The following is a 17,256-nucleotide window of genomic DNA, read 5'->3' on the forward strand; positions in this document are numbered from 1 at the left end:
CCGTCGGAGCATAAGCCGGGGTTGTCGTTGGTGAAGTCGGCGGATAAGTCGGTGTTGGTTGCTGGGGAGACGATTACGTATTCGTTTGAGGTGACGAATACGGGTAATGTCACGGTTTCTGATGTGGTGTTGTCTGATCCGATGGTGGGGTTGACGTTTACGAAGGCGTTGGATCCGACGGTGTTGGCTCCTGGTGGTAAGGCGTTGGCGACGGCGACGTATGTGGTGTCGCAGGCTGATGTGGATCGTGGTGTTGTGACGAATACGGCGTCGGTGTCTGGTTTGCCGCCGAAGGTGGGGGAGAATTCTCCTGCTCGGGTTGAGGCTTCGGGGTCGGTGTCGGTGCCGTCGGAGCATAAGCCGGGGTTGTCGTTGGTGAAGTCGGCGGATAAGTCGGTGTTGGTTGCTGGGGAGACGATTACGTATTCGTTTGAGGTGACGAATACGGGTAATGTCACGGTTTCTGATGTGGTGTTGTCTGATCCGATGGTGGGGTTGACGTTTACGAAGGCGTTGGATCCGACGGTGTTGGCTCCTGGTGGTAAGGCGTTGGCGACGGCGACGTATGTGGTGTCGCAGGCTGATGTGGATCGTGGTGTTGTGACGAATACGGCGTCGGTGTCTGGTTTGCCGCCGAAGGTGGGGGAGAATTCTCCTGCTCGGGTTGAGGCTTCGGGGTCGGTGTCGGTGCCGTCGGAGCATAAGCCGGGGTTGTCGTTGGTGAAGTCGGCGGATAAAGAATCCGCTGGAATCGGAGATACTATTACCTACACCTTTACTGTGAAGAATGAAGGTAACGTGACGGTCCATGACATTGCCATCAAGGACGCAATGCCAGGAGTGAAGTTAGCTGAGCTGCCTAAGACGACGTTGGCACCAGGAGAAAGCGTAGAGACTACGGGAACATACGTGGTCACTGCAGACGATGCCTCCAAAGCCTCTCTAGTTAATGAAGCAACAGCCGTCGGTTCACTTCCGGATAGTTCTACGTTGACGGTTACTTCTGAAGTGGCTAAAGCAACTGTCAAGATCGTTGTTCCGCCACCGGCACCAACCCCAGGTAAGCCAGATCAGCCGGCTGTGCCAATTAATCCTCCGGCTAAGCCAGTTCCCGCACCTGGTGGCTCTGGTGGCAGCCTGCCGGATACCGGTATGCATCTGGGCAACCAGTTGCGCAATGCCTTGCTGCTATTGTTTAGCGGTATTGCAATGTTGTTTGCTGGTAAACGACGTCGGAAGGATACGGAGGTATAGCTTGGGCAATGCGCTCGCGAGGAATATCTGCTCGCTCAAGAATTAAGAGCTGATGCAGAGCCATTCCGTCACGAGCTCATCCCAGGGATCCATTCATTAAAGAATGATTGTGGGGTTCGCATATAACTGCGAACCCCACATCTGTATCTAATAATGATCAGGCCTGCCCGGTTAACGTCAGTACCACAAGAGCGAGATTTAAGCTCACAATTAACGCCGCAATAAGACTGGACACTATGCGTAGGACCCGCCCGTCAGCATATCCGCCCATCACATCTCGTTGCCGCGTGTAGTATGCCAAGGGAACAATAGCGAGTGGTATTCCAAAGGAGAGCACTACTTGGGAGACTACGAGAGCCCAGGTTGGTTCTGCGCCCCACCACAAAATGGCAAGCGCGGGGATAATCGTGATGGCTCGTCGTGCCACAACAGGAACTCGGATATGTAGCAACCCTTTCATAATCTCCGATCCGGCGTATGCACCGACGGAGGTGGACGCTAATCCGGAGGCGAGCAACCCGATAGCGAAAATAACGCCGATCCCTGGCCCAAGGGCGGCAGTAATGGCAGCATGCGCCCCGTCAATCGTATCGGTATCAGAACGACCTGCTAAGGCACTCGCAGCTAAGAGCAACAACGCGATATTCACAGCGCCGGCAAGTAAAAGTGCCCACAATACGTCCCAGCGGGATGCGGATAATAGCCGACGTTTTTCTCGGTCTGTTCGAACTTGCCCGTGGCGATCGTTGACGAGTGAGGAATGTAGATAGATGGCGTGCGGCATGACGGTTGCGCCCAGCATAGAGGCAGCCACTAAAACGGTGTCAGTCCCAGCAAAACGCGGAATAAGCCCGTGGATTACCCCATTCGGCGAAGGGGGCGCGACAAAGAGTGCAGAGACGAACCCTAAGGTAATAATCACCAGGAGAGCGATGATGATGCCCTCAAAAAGCCGTTGCCGCCGTCGGTCCTGAACAATGAGCAAGGCGATAGAAACAGCGGCTACTATCACGCCACCCCATAAAAGTGGCAGATTGAATAACAGGTGTAGGGCAATAGCTCCGCCAATGACTTCTGCCAAATCAGTTGCCGCAGCGACGAGTTCGGCTTGTGCCCACATAGCTAGTCGAGCCGGTTTGCTGAGTCGAGCACCTAAGAGCTCTGGCAGGGAAGATCCTGTGACGATGCCGAGTTTGGCGCTTTGGTATTGCACGATGACGGCCATTGCGTTAGCGAGGACGAGCACCCATACGAGCAGGTAGCCGTAGCGTGCGCCGGCGGTGATATTGGCTGCGACATTGCCAGGATCGACGTATGCCACTGCTGCCACGAATGCTGGTCCGAGCAGAGTCCACAATTTTCCATGCTGAGCTGGGCGAGACACGGTGCTGACTTTCTAAGTAAACAACGACCGGAGGGGCGGTACTCCGATTCCCTCATTGTAGCCGCGCTCCTGCATAGAATAAATTCCTCAGGGCCCGGATGTATGGATTTGAATTGATGGCGGGATTTCACGCCAGACTATGGAGATGAGGGGATATCTGCACGCGGGCGGGGTGCATCGTGGCAGGAGCAGGAATGGTGTAGTGTGCTCTGTGCTCTGTGCTCTGTGCTCTGTGAATTATTGCGTTTAGGTGTGTGGACGGCAAACGTGCGGAAACTAAAGAGGGCACAGAAAAAGAAGCCGGAAAGCAGAATCTGAAAGCAGAATCTGAACGTAGCTTCCGTGCGAGGACGTAGAGCGAAATGGTTAGTCCGTGTGCTCTGTGCCTCTTTTCTGTTCCCCGAAGTTGTGCCGGTACGCGAGAGGCCTGCCCTTCTATCGCCTGACGATTATTGCTGCGGGATGAAAGCACATAGCCTGCTGTGGGTAGCACAAAGAAGGCAAAATCCTAGGAAAGCCCAGGGAAAGCCATGAAATCAAGGAAATAAGAAAGACGGGGGGAGCGAGAAACTCAGGTGGGAAAAGAGAGGAACAAAGAGTAACGGAAAGCAGGAAAGCTAAGAATCCGCGAGCGCATAATACGGACTAGGAGAAGATGAGATGGGAGGAGATGGCACGAACTTCCTATGCTCATATCTCTTAGATCGGTTATAGTGATGGGGAAATGTTCGCACTGTTAAGGAGAGTGTCATATATGGCTACCCCCCCCTCGCAGGTCAGCAGGTAGCGCCTGAAGTTACGGCATCGAATACGGAGGCCAAGAAGCCGTTTTATAAGAAATGGTGGTTTTGGCTGATCGTGGTCATTGCGGTAGCGGTGATTGCCACGCAAATGAGCGGCGGATCGAAGTCCGAGGATCAATCCGGCGCAAGTAGCTCATCGACGAGCCAGACAAGCCAAGATAGTGGATCGGCAACGTCAGAAGATCAGGGTGCGTCAACGGAAAGCGAAACGGAAAGTGAGCAGAAAGCAGCCGCGCCTGAGTTAACCGTCACGGTGACTGATCTGACGAAGGCCTATCAAGAAAACGAATTGGCTGCCGATAAACAGTACAAGGATAAAGTTATCCAAGTCACCGGAAAGATGGACCAGGTGACGGATATTCTCAACCACAAGACTCTGTTTTTAGGTAGCGGCGAGCAGTTTGCAATTCATGGCGTCTCGTGCCCAATTTCCGATGAGCAGATTGATAAAGCGGCAGGATTGAGCAAAGGTGCAGATGTAACTGTTATCGGCACAGTAGATGGATTTGATCAGCTCAATGTCGAGTTGTCGGACTGCGTTATTCAGTAACGGCTAAAAAATACACCTCGGTGCGGTTATCTGTGCGATGTATGGGTACTGCTGAAATCGTGTGCGCGCGAGGAATAGTTAGCGCAGGCGGCAGATAGGTAGCGCAGATATTGCGGTAATGACGGAAGAGGTCTGCTGATTGGCTGCTTCTTCGGGCATTGCGCGTATAGATAGCCGTGTTGGGGCAAATATCGTCGATGTGGGGGTGCAAAACGTTGCGCCCCCACATGTGTTCCTCACATTTATTTTTTATCCCGCCAAAGGCGAGGTTGGCTGGGCACGAACTTCGCCAGATCCGCGCGGGATGAGATGTACTGGTAGTTCAATAAGCTCTGGCTTGCCGGTTACTGTGCCGTCAAGGCGGTCGAAGATTCGCTGTGCTGCCAGAGTGCCAATTTTGGATACGTCTTGAGCGACGGCGGTTAGCGGGGTGGGGAATAGGTCGGCGTATTCAATATCGTCGAAGCTAACGATTGCTACTTGGTCATTTAATCCCAAGCTGGTAACGAAGCGCATTGCTTCTGCGGCCAGGTTGTTTCGGGCTGCGAGGAATGCGGTAACAGGTTCTGGGGCGTGAACCAGGGCGGTGATTTGTTTGCCCAGCCCAGACAGGTTGCGAATATTGGTCAGGTGATAGCTGGGATTTGGCGTGATACCGGCTTCCGTCAGGGCGTCAAGGTAGCCTTTCTGGCGCTCTTGTGCGGTTTGGATGGTTGATAAATCGCCGATGAATCCGATTCGGCGGTGGCCGTGTGCAAGTAAATGTTTGATGGCGAGTTTTGCTCCGGCATAGTTTTGGCTAACGACGGCGTCTGCGATGAGAGGGGTGGGCTGACGATCAATAAATACGACGGGGATTGTATTGGCAACGCCGGTGAGCCACTCTTGATTTGCCCCGACGGAGGCGATGATGAGTCCGTCAATTTGGCGTTGCATGAGACGTTGAACATAGTCTTGTTCGCGTTCGATGTCATCTTCGGTGCTCACTGCCAGAACCATGACGTTGCGTTCATGGGCAACCTGTTCGATGGCGGCGTGAATAACTGAATCGAATTCGTTGGCGACGGAGGAGATGACCAGGCCGATGGATTGGGTTCGCCGGTCGGCTCTGCGCAGGGATCGTGCGGAAAGATCGGCTTGGTAGCCGAGTTTTAGGCAGGCTTGTTTTACTTTTTCTGCGGTATCCTTGCCGACGCCGTATTCCTTGTTAATTGCCCGAGAGACGGTTTTGACGCTCACTCCGGCTAGGGCGGCTACCTCTTTGATGGTAACGCGCTGTTGACGATTCATATCTCAAGTATGCCGTGAAAAAGATTTTAATGAAACTTTGCTATTGACAACGTTTACCATCGTCAGTATTGTTAAGACAACGTTGTCAGATAACGTTGTCTGATCCGTTAACTCCGTCGCACAGCCTCGTATGTGCCACATAATCCATAAACAATCGCACTCGCGAGAGGAAATAAAATGAGCGAAACCAAAGCCGCTCCGGCAAAGGCGAGTTCGCTAGTAAAACGTAGCGCCATTGTTGCCGCTATCGGTGGCCTCATCTTCGGTTTTGACACGGCAGTCATCTCCGGAACAACCACCGCACTTGAAGCCAAGTTTGACTTAAGCTCGTCGGGCCTTGGCTTTACTGTCGCCATTGCAACGATCGGTACCATTCTCGGTGCTTTAGTTGCTGGCAATCTCGCAGATCGTCTCGGTCGGCGCAAGGTCCTATTCATTATCGGATGTCTATATCTTCTTGGCGCGTTGGGAACTGGTTTAGCTCCTACGCATGTCGTACTGCTGATCTTCCGTTTTATTGGTGGTATTGGCGTGGGTATGTCCAGTGTGGTTGCCCCGATCTACACGGCAGAGATTTCTCCTGCCGCAGTTCGCGGTCGCCTCGTTGGGCTGGTTCAGTTCAATATTGTGCTCGGTATTCTGGTTGCCTATGCTTCCAATGCTGGTATCCGTAAGATCTTTGACGATGACGTTGCCTGGCGCTGGATGCTCGGTGTGATGGCGATTCCGGCTGTGATCTTCCTCCTCCTGTTGGCTTTCGTGCCGGAAACTCCGCGCTGGTTGTTTGATAACGGTAAAGACGCAGAGGCGACGCGCGTCAGCCGGGCATTGTGCAATTCCCAGGAAGAATCCGATATGCAGATCGCGGAAATTCGCAAGCAAATGGCAGAGGACGCTGCCGTTGCGGGTGCGCATATCCCGTTCTTCACCAAGCGTTACCGTAAGCCAATCCTTATGGCTTTCCTGATTGCTATGTTTAACCAGCTCTCCGGTATTAACGCCATCTTGTACTACGCCCCAGTTGTTATGCAGCAGGCGGGTGCTTCGGAAGATAGCTCGTATCTGATGTCGATTGCTGTCGGTTTGATGAACCTGGTGGCAACTATGATCGCATTGACGGTTATTGACCGCCTGGGTCGTCGTCAACTGATGATCGTCGGCTCGTTGGGCTACCTCATCAGCTTGGGCTTCCTGGCAGTTGTTATGTTCAAGTACGAAGGTCATTTCAACAGCACCTCGTCGGTTCTCGTGCTCATTGGTTTGCTAGTGTTCATCGCTGCGCACGCTTTCGGGCAAGGCTCGGTTATCTGGGTGTTTATCTCGGAGATTTTCCCGAACCGAGTGCGCGGTCGCGGTCAATCCCTTGGGTCGATGACTCACTGGGTGTTCGCGGCGCTGACCACTTACGCATTCCCGCCGATGATCGACGGTTTAGGTGGTGGAACAGCGTTCTTGTTCTTCTTCCTGTTCATGGGCGGTCAGTTGTTCTGGGTGCTCAAGGTGATGCCGGAAACAAAGGGAATTCCGCTCGAAGAAATGGAATCCCGACTTGGCCTATCCCAGTAAGATAGGTCACGGCAGAGGGGAGAGAAGAGATGAACGGCGCAAATCGACCTGTGTTGTGCCTCGGTGAAGCCCTGGTAGATGTTGTTAACCGCGACGGAGAAGTCACCGAACACGTCGGAGGCAGCCTGCTCAATGTGGCTTGTGTTATCGCTCGGTTGGGCTACCGCTGTGCAATCGGTGCCTGGTGGGGTGACGATAAGTTCGGCAAAATGATCTCTGCGTATGCGGAGGAGCATAATGTTGAGATTGTTCCGGGGAGCGACCATGCTGAGCGCACCACCGTTGCGTATGCCACCCTTGATGAGAACGGGCGGGCCAGTTACGAATTTGACCTGTTGTGGGATGTTCCCCAGCTTCCACCGGCTGACGAACTTCGTCATCTGCACGTCGGAAGTATTGGGGCGACGTTGGAACCAGGAGCGCAGAAAGTCCTGCAAGCGGTCAAACAGATGGCCATTCGGGGAACGGTCTCCTATGATCCGAATGCTCGTCCGGCCATCATGGAATCTCCCGAGCTGGTTCGTGATCGGATAGAGTCCATCATCGCGTTATCAGATCTCGTTAAGGCCTCAGATGAGGATATCCAGTGGCTCTACCCGGAGCGCCCGGTTGAAGATGTTATGCGTCATTGGCTGAGCCTTGGTGCCGGCATGGTGGTGGCAACTCGGGGGCCGTGGGGTGCCTATGCCATGTTGAGTAGCGAACGAGACATGCTCGTCATTGACCCGCTCAATATTGAGATGGTCGATACGGTGGGTGCTGGAGATTCCTTTATGGGAGGCCTGATCTCTGGTTTGTTGGATGCTCGCCTGCTGGGAGGTGCAGAAGCAAAGAATGCTCTGCGGCAGGCGCGTTGGGCTGATGTGCAAACTGCGTTACACCGAGCCACGATTACATCTGGCCTGACGGTTAGCCACTCCGGTGCTTATGCTCCGACGTATGACGACGTGGCACAAGTGCTGGCGGCGAATCCTAAGCTGCATTAAAGCTGTGGGGTGAAGCTCTAGTAAACGCATCGGTCTACGGGTGTTGGGAGACTTGGCGGCATGGCTGCGAGTCTCCCAACATCATTTTGTGTGGAAAGTCGGTTGGTGTTGGGGTACTGCTAAGCAGTTCGTCGGTGCTGCATAGAGGGCAGTGTGGTAAGGGGACAAATGCGGGCGTGCTTAACTGGGTGTTAACGGATACAAAAACTACTAAGAGAGAAGCGCGCCCAAAAAGATAAATTGGAGCTATAGGATCAATAACGCTGTCAGAGGTTTCGCCCTGGAGTTATTGGTTATAGCAGTCGGTTTTAGCGCTCTGAGATGCGCGAGTGTGATTTATGTGCGCCGCGTGCCCTGATTATCTGCAACTAGATAGTAGGGCAACGCATTGAATCGAGATGTGGTTTAGCTACTCGCCGTCGGTAAATACGTGATCGGAGACGTCAATGCGGTGGAAGTTCTGATGCGAACGCGACGCCGTCGGACCCCGTTGACCGTGATAATGCGAGCCAAGTGAACCTTGCCCATAGGGCTGTTTGGCGGCGCTGGAAAGTTGGAAGAAGCAGAACTGGCCAACCTTCATGCCTGGAAGCAGTTTGATCGGCATGGTAGCAGTATTGGACAGTTCAAGGGTGACGTGACCGGAGAATCCAGGATCAATAAAACCGGCGGTCGAGTGTGTGAGCAGACCGAGCCGACCGAGCGAGGACTTACCTTCTAGTCGGGCAGCAATATCGTCGGATAATGTGATGTGCTCATAGGTGGAGCCGAGTACGAACTCGCCAGGATGCAAAATGAAATGCCCGTCGGCCGGTACCTCAACTAGGCGGGTAAGTTCTGGTTGAGGCTCAGCGGGGTCGATAACGGGATACTTGTGATTATCGAATAGCCGAAAGAAACGGTCTAAATGAATATCCACTGACGAGGGCTGGACCATTTGCGGGTCCCACGGTTCGAGCACAATGCGCCCGTCCACCACGGCGGCGGTGATGTCACGATCTGAAAGCAGCACGTGGTTATTGTGTCACGGCTGAGAGCTAGGTGCATCTCGTATTGAGGTATTTGGAATAGGCGAACTGACGGTGCTGGTTATTTGAGTGATAGCGCTGGGTGCTGTTTGCTAAAGAGTTGGTAGTGGGAGGCGGGTTAGGAGGGGGTAATGAGCGGAGAAAGTAAGGTCAATTATGAAAAATGGTCATGCCTCGTCGTGAATACGTGTGCGGGTAGCTTTCTTGGGGTATTGGAAGTAAAAGACGGGGAGGTTTCGTGGTGGGGTAAAGGCAGGGAGATTTCGGAGGGGTTTGGCTGGCGAATGGTAGGGGCAGCTCGTGGCGGGGAAGTGTTGGTGTGAATGGGCTGGGGTAAATGGGCTGGTAGTGGACTGGCTGCGCGAGAGTTGGTGGTGGCAAGTGAAAGGCCTGAAGTCAGCGGCGAGCTGGTGGTGCGGTAAGGAATAGGGCGATAAGGAGTAGTGAAAGACCGCATGAATGGAATATATGTTTCGAGCCTGAAGTGGGCATAGGGAACGCCTTGCGGCATTTTATGCGGTTTTGGGGTGGGCTCGATTGTGAATATGTTTTTTTTGGGGGGGGGGTGAAGGGTGCAGGTAATTTGGGTAAGGTATGTGCTCTCGCGCTGTGGTTAGGCAGTTGGATGCGGATAGCATTTGGCAACTGGGAGTGTAATTACATATGATCGGAGGGTACTCATAAGAGTGCTTGCGCGAATACGCGGGCGTGATTGTGTGGCGTGAAGGCGCTGTGCAGGTCAGGTTCTTGTTCGGCGGATCTCCCCGGTGGGTGTGCTGGCGCGGTGCAAGTGCTTATGAGCTGATCTGCGGGTGTAGTTCATCGGTAGAACGGCAGCTTCCCAAGCTGCAGAGGCGGGTTCGACTCCCGTCACCCGCTCCACTTTCACGTCGTATTTGATAAGCCCCTGGTTGCGTTGGAGTGTTGGCACTTCGCCTCATCCGCGCTCATTCCAAATATCATCACTCGTCTTTTAGAGAGTGTTTTCACCAGATCCTCCATCCCAAACGGAGTGCCTGCCGTCTCCTACTTTAGATCATCACCAACGCCTGGGCCGTAGCCTGATCGCCAGGCAGCGTGGTGAAGCTAGGTGTATATGCCGGATTTGAAGTCTTTAATAATCTCACTCGCGCCGTCGTTTGCATAGAGGATGGCTTCTGCGATTTCGATGGAGAGTTCGGCGCTGATGGATTTGGCGAGTTGTTTTTTGGAGTGGCGTAGGTTTCCTTACCGGAATCGTTTCGGTGATGGTGGCGTAGTAGAGCTCATCTAAATCAATAGCGGCTATGGTGTGGATCCTTTCTTAAGTGTTTGGCGTTGGTGATGGCCCGGGCGGATAGGCAGAGGCTTGGTAGAATTGAGGAAGAACATAGTCAGTGTCGAGTTAAAGGTGACGTGGATAATGACAGTGGACAACACTCCAACGATTGACCAGTTCCGTCCTATCGTTTTGCGGGTTCTTGCTGACGGGCAGGAGCGGTCCTTCAAAGAGGTGTGCGAGCTTGTTGCCATGCACATGCAGCTTCCTGCAGATGTTCGAGCTGAACGGATTGCTTCGGGTCAACAGCGATACGTCAATCGAATTAACTGGGCATGTTCTGCCCTGACTCAGGCAGGTTTAGTGGATAGGCCACGTCGTGGCCATTACCGTATTACAGGCAATGGACGTATTGTTGATCAACGGTCACTGGGTGAGTATTCCGAGAAAGATATGCTTGAATGGCCGGCGTGGCAGTCATATCAAGAAGAGATCATTGAGCGGCGTCACGCACGAGGTGACGCCCTAGAGCCTATTCCCACTGGGGAGGATATGAGTGACCCGCTTGAGGCATTAACTGCAGGTGAGCGTGACTTCAACACTCAAACCGAGACAAAACTGCGTAAACGCCTACAAGAGGCCTCACCAGAGTTCTTCGAGCGCGCTGTTATAGATGTCTTATGGGCGATGGGCTATGGCGGTAGCCACGGAGAGAAACAGCACGTTGGACGTTCCGGGGATGGCGGCATTGACGGAATCATTCGTCAAGATGCTCTGGGATTGTCCAACATCTACATCCAAGCCAAACGCTATTCAGACTCCAACAAGGTCGGCGAACCTGAAATCCGCAACTTTATTGGTTCCCTTGTTGCCAAGGGTGCAAGCCTTGGTGTTTTTATTACAACCTCTACATTCCAGCCTGCCGCGCAAAAGACTGCTGAGCGTTACCAGCCCGGCAAGATTGTCCTCATCGATGGCATTAAGCTGACCTCTTTGATGCTTGCCTACGGTGTGGCTGTTCATAAAGCCCACGAGTTCACGCTCTACGAAATCGATGACGACTTCTTCGACGAAGAGCTCACCTAACCATCTGCAGGTCGCCGTTATTTCGATGGCGTAGTGCTGAATCCTGTATCCGGTTCAAAAAGCACATACCGTCGGCAAGTGATCGTCACAACGGCGTTGATAAGCGCCTTGATGATTCGTTTACGTAGGGGCAAGTTGCCTGTGGTGAACAAAGCGAGGTGGACTTCCTCGACTTGACCTTGATCTCGGAGTGTTGTCTGGGAACAGCTCAAATGAGTCAGTCAGCGGTGTGGCGATCAGATATATGGCAGGTGCTGGGTGAACAAACCAACCTCAAACGGGACACTTAGCCCGTCAGTGACCGCACGCAGCGTTTCGAATCGAAAGTGATCGTTTATGCTTTCACCCGATCAATCGTTGACGTGAGAGCCTGTTTCATCGCCTCGGTCGCGGGTTGGGAGCGGTGGTGTGAGAGAAAACAGTCTGGTTGGCTGATTACTACGTTCGTGTTCGAGAATGTTGATCAATGCATTGGAACGGGCATGGTCCCGATTTAAGTAAACCTGACCTTCACGTTATAAACATCCTGGGAGTTCACTCGCACGGCGGTCGTGCCAAGCCGCCCAGGAGGTGACCTGTGGAACGAGACGGCAGTTTCATGCCGTGTCCGATCGCCACATTCAGGCTGGCGCTGAGAAACTTTCCGAGGTCGAATCAGACAAGTAAGGGCGGTTGCCGGAGCAGGCGAAAAGGTTCGCCGATGCCTGATCAACATGCGTTGTTATCTTCTTCTGATGCTCACTGGTGGTTGGTCTGCCACCCTCCGCAACCTTAGAAAACAACCTGCCAGAATCATCGAATTAAAGATCAAAGACGAAAGGTCATTGCGTTTAAGAAAATACGTCCTGCAGCTCTGCCTAGCGCGATTTTGGCATGGCTTTGTGTGCTCTTGAGCCAGAGCTAAACACAGCTATCACAAAATCTGGCTTCTCTCTAGCTACTAGGTTTAGTCGGTTCTGCACCCACCCAACCCCTTGTAGCCACGGATCACCAAACATCCAGAGATTACTTATGAATACTTTGCTTAGGTCAGAAAATTGCCGGAACCCCTACGGTAAAACGCATGATAATTGCCGTGGCTACTAGGGGGAATAAAAAGGCTGGCCATTTGTATTTCAGTTCCATCTTGCTTATATACGCAGTAGTCGTAATTGCGCTAAAAATAATAAGAGGAATGAGATAAATAGCGTCTTTTTCCTGTGATACTCCTTCAAAGGCTAGCCGACCTGCAACCACCAGTGCGATAGCTATTACGCTGAGCCAGCAATATCGAAAAATAGGCTTCATCTGTTTTCTCCTTGTTTCCGCAGAACCGCTGGAAGCATAAACAAAAGATGAATAACAAGATATGCCACAGCAAATACTGCAAACCAGATGAGCGCATTAGTTACACTCCATCCTGCTGGTTTGACGAGAAAAGCAATAAACATGCCAAGTAATCCAGTCACAATATCTGGAATATGATTTTTTAAATTTTCCATTTTTATGCCTTTTCCAGATTTATTTTTCGTCACTTTGTGCAATCTAGGATTCTCTTGGTGAAAGAATAACTGGTTCGTGCAGAAATGTTAAGGTCTCGGTTACTAACGTTTTGGCGGGCGAGAGCAAGACGAAACTACTTTGTAGAAGAAAAGAAAATCTTTCGTATCCTCAAAATCGCGCCACTAGGCTGTGGCTCCATACGCAAACTAATTGAGCGAATCGGCTGCAAAAGCCATCAGCCGCACCGGGCGAATGTGACGCTGTTCAGGTCGTGGTCAAGTGTGATTAGGCTTAGAAAGGTGCCATTTGACGAGGAAGAATGCAATCGTTCGGTTAATGGCGGAGATGTGCTATTCGGTAAGGGAAGGCTGTTATTCGATAGGAAGAGGCCGCTATTCGGTAGGAAAAGGTTTGCTATTTGGCAGGGGTGACCCAGTATTTAGTAGGGGGACCGGCTTAGTAGTTGTGATAAACCGCTATTTAAGCGTGACAATGAAGCGTTATTTATGTGGGAGGCTGAGCTGTTATTTAAGTGAGATGATGTCACTATTCAGTAGGAGGATGACCGCTACTCATTAGGAGGATGACCCGCTATCTCCCCGGAATTGTAGATGAGTGGGGGGGGCAGGGCCTTTTCGTTAAAATAGAGCCTCTTTTCGTTAAAACGGAGCTACTCCTTGTTAAAAACAGTGATACTTCTTGTTGTTAAAGGTGTCCAATCCGTAAGCCGTTCTAAGGCTTAGCTGTTGCGACTATGAATCTTCAGCTCATTAGATGCCTCAAAATTGATAGTGGATTGAGCTAACGGGTAAACCTCCTGGCATTTCGAGCTGGTGTATCGGAGTCGAGAAAGGTCTTGATCCACAGCGCCAGGCGTAATCGCCATCGCCCATGATCCGGCGGCCTCGGCCAGATCCGGTTCAAGATAACCCATTTTCACCACAATGACGTCATACTCGTCAAAAGTACGGATTCCAGCGTTGTTAAACATTTCAAGCCGTCCATATTGAGTTCGACCTTCAGTTACGATTATGGATACGCCTCCTGTTTGTACGTCTACGTCAAGCAGTGCCGAGCGTTTACCCTGAGGGCAGTGAAAGACCTTCCGCACTCTTGCAGTGCCGGCAAACGGCGATCCATACTGGGGTGCGAGCTTGCCGCCGAGAGAAAAGCTAATTGTTTTCCCTTCTTGGCAGAACGCTGACTGCGCTACCTCTGGGTCATAGATTGCTGCAACGAGAATTCGTTTTTCCGATCCTTTGTTTTGGTGCTGCTTAAATAATTCATTGAGCACAACAACGAGATCGCCAATACCTCCAGCGCCGGTGTTATCGCCAGTATCGGAGATGAAGAACGGTTTTTCCGCTGCTTGAAGCGCTGTTGATACTGCCGTCTCGCAATCAACGGCTGGTCCAACAAACTCGAATGCGTCTTTTCTATCCCAAAACGCATTAGCTAGCCGTATCGCCTCGCTTTGTGCTACCTCGTGAGAGTCTGCGGATACAACTACAGTTCCGCGGCAACGATCCTCATCTCCCCAAGGAAATCCCATCCAGATTGCGGCATCCAGCACTGAGGCATGTGCTTCGCTGCGGTCAATTTCCAGATACAGACTCTTGCCAGGTTCAACAACCGTTGAGGTTTTTTCGCCAGGTAACAAAATGGGTACCGAAATTTTAGCGGTGTAAATTGGACGCTTTGTTTTCAGTGAATCAGTGAGGATACGCGCTGCTCGATAGCGGGTTTCGAGTGCATCGATATGCGGTGCTGTGCGATAGCAAGTGAGCAGATCGCAGGATTCGAACAGGGCGTCGGAAATATTGCCGTGCAGATCCATAGTGGCGCTAATCATCGCCTTTTGACCGACGATTTCTCTAACGGTTGCTGCGAGAGAACCTTCGGCATCGTCAAGACCTTCAACCAATGCGGCGCCGTGGATGTCCAGCAAAACCCCATCCAACCCTTCTTGTGCGGCCTCTGATAGCTTCGAGGTGAATTTATGGAAGAAATCCTGGTAGAAATCGGCTGCTATAGGGCCACCTGGTAAAGCTCGCATGTGAACTAGAGGGATCCATTCCACACCAGGTATTGGCTCGACAATCGCTCCTCGTTCTTGCTCTCTACGTGTTTCACCGGAGGATTCGTCACCGGCAATAAACGGGTAGGAGTGTAGGAGTTCCTTTCCCTCAAGGACGTGAAAATCTGCGCTTCCGGAGCGATAAGGGGTGAAAGCTGATGACTCAATATGAAAACCGCCGACCGCGATACGCATCTTTTCCTCGCTGATTCCACTACGAAATGTATGCAATATTATCCGTCCTTCTACCTGCTGGAAGGCTGAAGCAACGCCGTGAGCTCGTCGTTATTCTGGAAAAATGCAGGTCACATCAGGGAAACCTAAAAAAGCAAATGAACTCATCGCAGTCGATCCTTTGCAGATGCGGGGCATTACCGCGAGGCGTATGACTGATTTTTACTGCAGAGCGGAGGTGTGGCGGGAAATTTGGGATAGCGACGCATTTGGGATAGCGGCAAAGATGGGCTGACGATAAATTTGAGACGGCGGCAAAGTCGGTAGTTGTGGTCAGATCTCTTACCGATTCCATGTATATCCCTGTTTATCTGCCGTTTAGGTGCAGTTTATAGGTGTTTTTGCAGGCCTTCGTGCCCTGAAGGGATGGGGTACTAACTGACGGACAACCCGTAGGCAATCCCCATGTGACTGCCTAGACGATGCCTTTGCGCACTGCATGTACCGCAATTTGCACTCTATTGCGCATGTGCCATTTGGTCATTACTGATCCAAGCCGCTTTTTCACGGTTCCTTCTGAGATGTGGATGCGCTCTGCAATTTCCTCATTGGATAAGCCCTCTACAACGAGGCGTAGCACATCAATTTCCCGAGGGGTGAGTTGAGGATAAGCAATCTTAGGTGAAGAGCATCCAAGTTCATTCAATATGATGTTCGCTGCGTGGCTGGATACTACTGTCTCCCCACGCATTACGCTGCGCAGGTTCTCATGTAACCGATCAGCGGGTTCGTTCTTATTTAAATATCCCCACGCTCCGTTTCTCAGTGCTGCGAAGAGATTATCGCCGAGTTCGGATACCGTCAGCATAACTACTCGAACATCAGGATTATCGCTCGAAATGAGTTTAGTTGCTTCAATACCGTCAATCTCTCCTTCCATTCGTACATCCATCAATATGATGTCTGGTCGTAGGATGGCTGCTTGACGGATGCCGTCAGCACCAGAATTGGCGATACCGACAACGTCGAAATCGTCCCAACGCGAAAGCAAAACTTCCATGCCTTGGCAAAAGAGCACATGGTCATCAACAATGAGGAGACGATATGGTGTAGATGGTTTTTCAGTCAATGTCACCTGGTTAACCCCTCCTCATAGAGCAGTGGCACACTCACAAATACTGTAGTTCCTTGACCTGCTGCGGAACTGACGCGGAACTGGCCATGTATTTGATCTACTCGTTCTTTCATGATTTGCAGTCCGAGCCGTGCCCCCTCGATAGCTTGGACGTCAAAACCTACTCCGTCATCAATAACCTGCATGACTATCCGAGTCGCAGAGCAATCTAACGTAACATCGACGCGATGCGCGTTAGCGTGAAGCAAAATGTTATTCAGTGATTCACGCAGCACACGAGCTAGCGGCGAGGCAATAGCAAGAGGAATCGAGTTTTGTCGATTGCCCGTCACATTCAGTGCAGTTTGGACGTCGGTGCGTTGTGCTAGTGCATTCAGGCGCTCGCGGACAACATCAATAAAATTGCCATCAATCATGTTCGCGTCGCGACGTAGCCCGAGCATAAGACTGCGCAAACCTTGCTGAGCTTCCTGCAGCATTGTTTTCAGCCGGATAATATCTTCATCTAGCCCAGAACAGTCACATTCTTGCGCGTCAATATCGAGCGTCTCAAGCGCTAATCCTAGGGCGGCGAGATCTTGGGAAATATCAGCATGCAGCTCGTCGCCCATTCGGCGGCGTTCAACGAGAGCGCCAATCTCGCGATTGCGTTCACGTGTCTGCCAGGCATAAACAAATTGCCCAAGAATCCTTCCGGTAGTGGCAAAGAAGCGCGCCTGTTCTTCGTCCATGTCGTATTGATCGTCAAAGGTCAATAGGACGGCCCCGAGGTGGCGCCCATCGGCACACAGCGGTAACACTATTCCGGATTCGCTGAACCAATCACGGAAACGCTGCGGAAAAATCTCCCAGGCCTGAGATCCGATGAGTGAGCGAGCCGATACTGGCCATTCCCGTTCATTAATCCACGGCGGGCGTACATGCATCCATGCTGGCATCGTCTCGAAACCTGCTGGGAGAAGGTGTGCTTGTTTATCGCGTAGTAGCACCAATCTCGTCTTTGATAGATCCAAAAGATAGGTTGGAGCGAGCTTTGCGCCGGTTAGAGATTTGAGAATGGAAATGGCATTATCCCAAGATGTAACCGGATTTTCTGACCAATGTAGCATATCGCTGATCTCGATAAGGTCAGTTATGGTGCCGTGCCTAATGGTGTTCATAGTAGCCAATGTACTCAATGAGA

General features: G+C 51.8%; 14 protein-coding genes, 1 tRNA gene and 1 pseudogene. 7 read left to right on the forward strand and 9 right to left on the reverse strand.

Going from position 1 to position 17,256, the window contains the following annotated elements; genetic code table 11:
* Positions 1–1,254 (forward strand): hypothetical protein (locus tag ACLHIL_RS05315; RefSeq protein WP_411296917.1); only part of this gene is annotated, 1,254 nt, incomplete at its 5' end.
* A 157-nt stretch (positions 1,255–1,411) separates the two neighbouring features.
* On the opposite strand, the gene ACLHIL_RS05320 is transcribed toward ACLHIL_RS05315, so the two are convergent.
* Positions 1,412–2,638: an Nramp family divalent metal transporter gene (locus tag ACLHIL_RS05320; RefSeq protein ID WP_411296918.1), complete on the reverse strand. Its 1,227-nt coding sequence runs from the start codon at positions 2,636–2,638 to the stop codon at positions 1,412–1,414.
* A gap of 750 nt (positions 2,639–3,388) precedes the next feature.
* Between ACLHIL_RS05320 and ACLHIL_RS05325 the strand changes: the two genes are divergently transcribed.
* Positions 3,389–3,991 carry an OB-fold protein gene (locus ACLHIL_RS05325; RefSeq protein ID WP_411297004.1) on the forward strand — a complete coding sequence of 201 codons (603 nt, stop codon included), beginning with the start codon at positions 3,389–3,391 and terminating at the stop codon, positions 3,989–3,991.
* A 249-nt stretch (positions 3,992–4,240) separates the two neighbouring features.
* On the opposite strand, the gene ACLHIL_RS05330 is transcribed toward ACLHIL_RS05325, so the two are convergent.
* The gene (locus ACLHIL_RS05330; protein ID WP_411296919.1) at positions 4,241–5,281 is read right to left on the reverse strand and encodes a LacI family DNA-binding transcriptional regulator; all 1,041 of its coding nucleotides are present in this window, start codon (positions 5,279–5,281) and stop codon (positions 4,241–4,243) included.
* A gap of 177 nt (positions 5,282–5,458) precedes the next feature.
* Between ACLHIL_RS05330 and ACLHIL_RS05335 the strand changes: the two genes are divergently transcribed.
* Both ACLHIL_RS05335 and ACLHIL_RS05340 read left to right on the forward strand, forming a co-directional pair.
* Positions 5,459–6,847, forward strand: coding sequence for a sugar porter family MFS transporter (locus tag ACLHIL_RS05335; RefSeq protein ID WP_411296920.1), 1,389 nt, complete (start codon positions 5,459–5,461; stop codon positions 6,845–6,847).
* Positions 6,848–6,876: 29 nt separating this feature from the next.
* The gene (locus ACLHIL_RS05340) at positions 6,877–7,833 is read left to right on the forward strand and encodes a carbohydrate kinase family protein (RefSeq protein ID WP_411296921.1); all 957 of its coding nucleotides are present in this window, start codon (positions 6,877–6,879) and stop codon (positions 7,831–7,833) included.
* A 409-nt stretch (positions 7,834–8,242) separates the two neighbouring features.
* Here the strand turns inward: ACLHIL_RS05340 and dcd are convergent, their stop codons facing one another.
* Complete coding sequence (gene dcd, locus ACLHIL_RS05345; protein WP_411296922.1) at positions 8,243–8,845, reverse strand: dCTP deaminase; 603 nt, start codon at positions 8,843–8,845, stop codon at positions 8,243–8,245.
* Between the two features lie 147 nt (positions 8,846–8,992).
* Here dcd and ACLHIL_RS05350 point away from each other — a divergent pair, with 147 nt between their 5' ends.
* On the forward strand, positions 8,993–9,184 hold the full coding sequence (locus ACLHIL_RS05350; RefSeq protein WP_411296923.1) for a hypothetical protein: 192 nt from the start codon (positions 8,993–8,995) through the stop codon (positions 9,182–9,184).
* A gap of 485 nt (positions 9,185–9,669) precedes the next feature.
* A tRNA-Gly gene (locus ACLHIL_RS05355) sits at positions 9,670–9,743 on the forward strand.
* A gap of 207 nt (positions 9,744–9,950) precedes the next feature.
* Here ACLHIL_RS05355 and ACLHIL_RS05360 read toward each other — a convergent pair.
* A pseudogene (locus ACLHIL_RS05360) lies at positions 9,951–10,149 on the reverse strand (phage tail protein); the annotation flags it as partial.
* Between the two features lie 114 nt (positions 10,150–10,263).
* On the opposite strand from ACLHIL_RS05360, the gene ACLHIL_RS05365 reads away from it, so the two are divergent.
* Positions 10,264–11,205 carry a restriction endonuclease gene (locus ACLHIL_RS05365; protein ID WP_411296924.1) on the forward strand — a complete coding sequence of 314 codons (942 nt, stop codon included), beginning with the start codon at positions 10,264–10,266 and terminating at the stop codon, positions 11,203–11,205.
* 1,029 nt (positions 11,206–12,234) lie between these two features.
* Here the strand turns inward: ACLHIL_RS05365 and ACLHIL_RS05370 are convergent.
* From ACLHIL_RS05370 to ACLHIL_RS05390, 5 genes are all read right to left on the reverse strand, one after another.
* Entirely contained in the window at positions 12,235–12,492 is a 258-nt protein-coding gene (locus ACLHIL_RS05370) for a hypothetical protein (RefSeq protein ID WP_411296925.1), read from the reverse strand.
* Complete coding sequence (locus ACLHIL_RS05375) at positions 12,489–12,719, reverse strand: hypothetical protein (protein ID WP_411296926.1); 231 nt, start codon at positions 12,717–12,719, stop codon at positions 12,489–12,491. Before ACLHIL_RS05375 ends, ACLHIL_RS05370 begins: the two co-directional genes overlap by 4 nt.
* 707 nt (positions 12,720–13,426) lie before the next feature.
* A complete protein-coding gene (locus ACLHIL_RS05380; protein ID WP_411296927.1) occupies positions 13,427–14,995 on the reverse strand; it encodes a M81 family metallopeptidase in 1,569 nt (522 codons plus the stop codon).
* Between the two features lie 418 nt (positions 14,996–15,413).
* Positions 15,414–16,073, reverse strand: a complete 660-nt coding sequence (locus ACLHIL_RS05385) for a response regulator (protein ID WP_411296928.1) — start codon at positions 16,071–16,073, stop codon at positions 15,414–15,416.
* Positions 16,070–17,233, reverse strand: a complete 1,164-nt coding sequence (locus ACLHIL_RS05390) for a sensor histidine kinase (RefSeq protein ID WP_411296929.1) — start codon at positions 17,231–17,233, stop codon at positions 16,070–16,072. The genes ACLHIL_RS05385 and ACLHIL_RS05390 overlap by 4 nt, the downstream gene beginning before the upstream one ends.
* Positions 17,234–17,256: the final 23 nt, after the last annotated feature.

This window comes from Trueperella sp. LYQ143, assembly GCF_046599595.1.
GTDB lineage: Bacteria > Actinomycetota > Actinomycetes > Actinomycetales > Actinomycetaceae > Trueperella.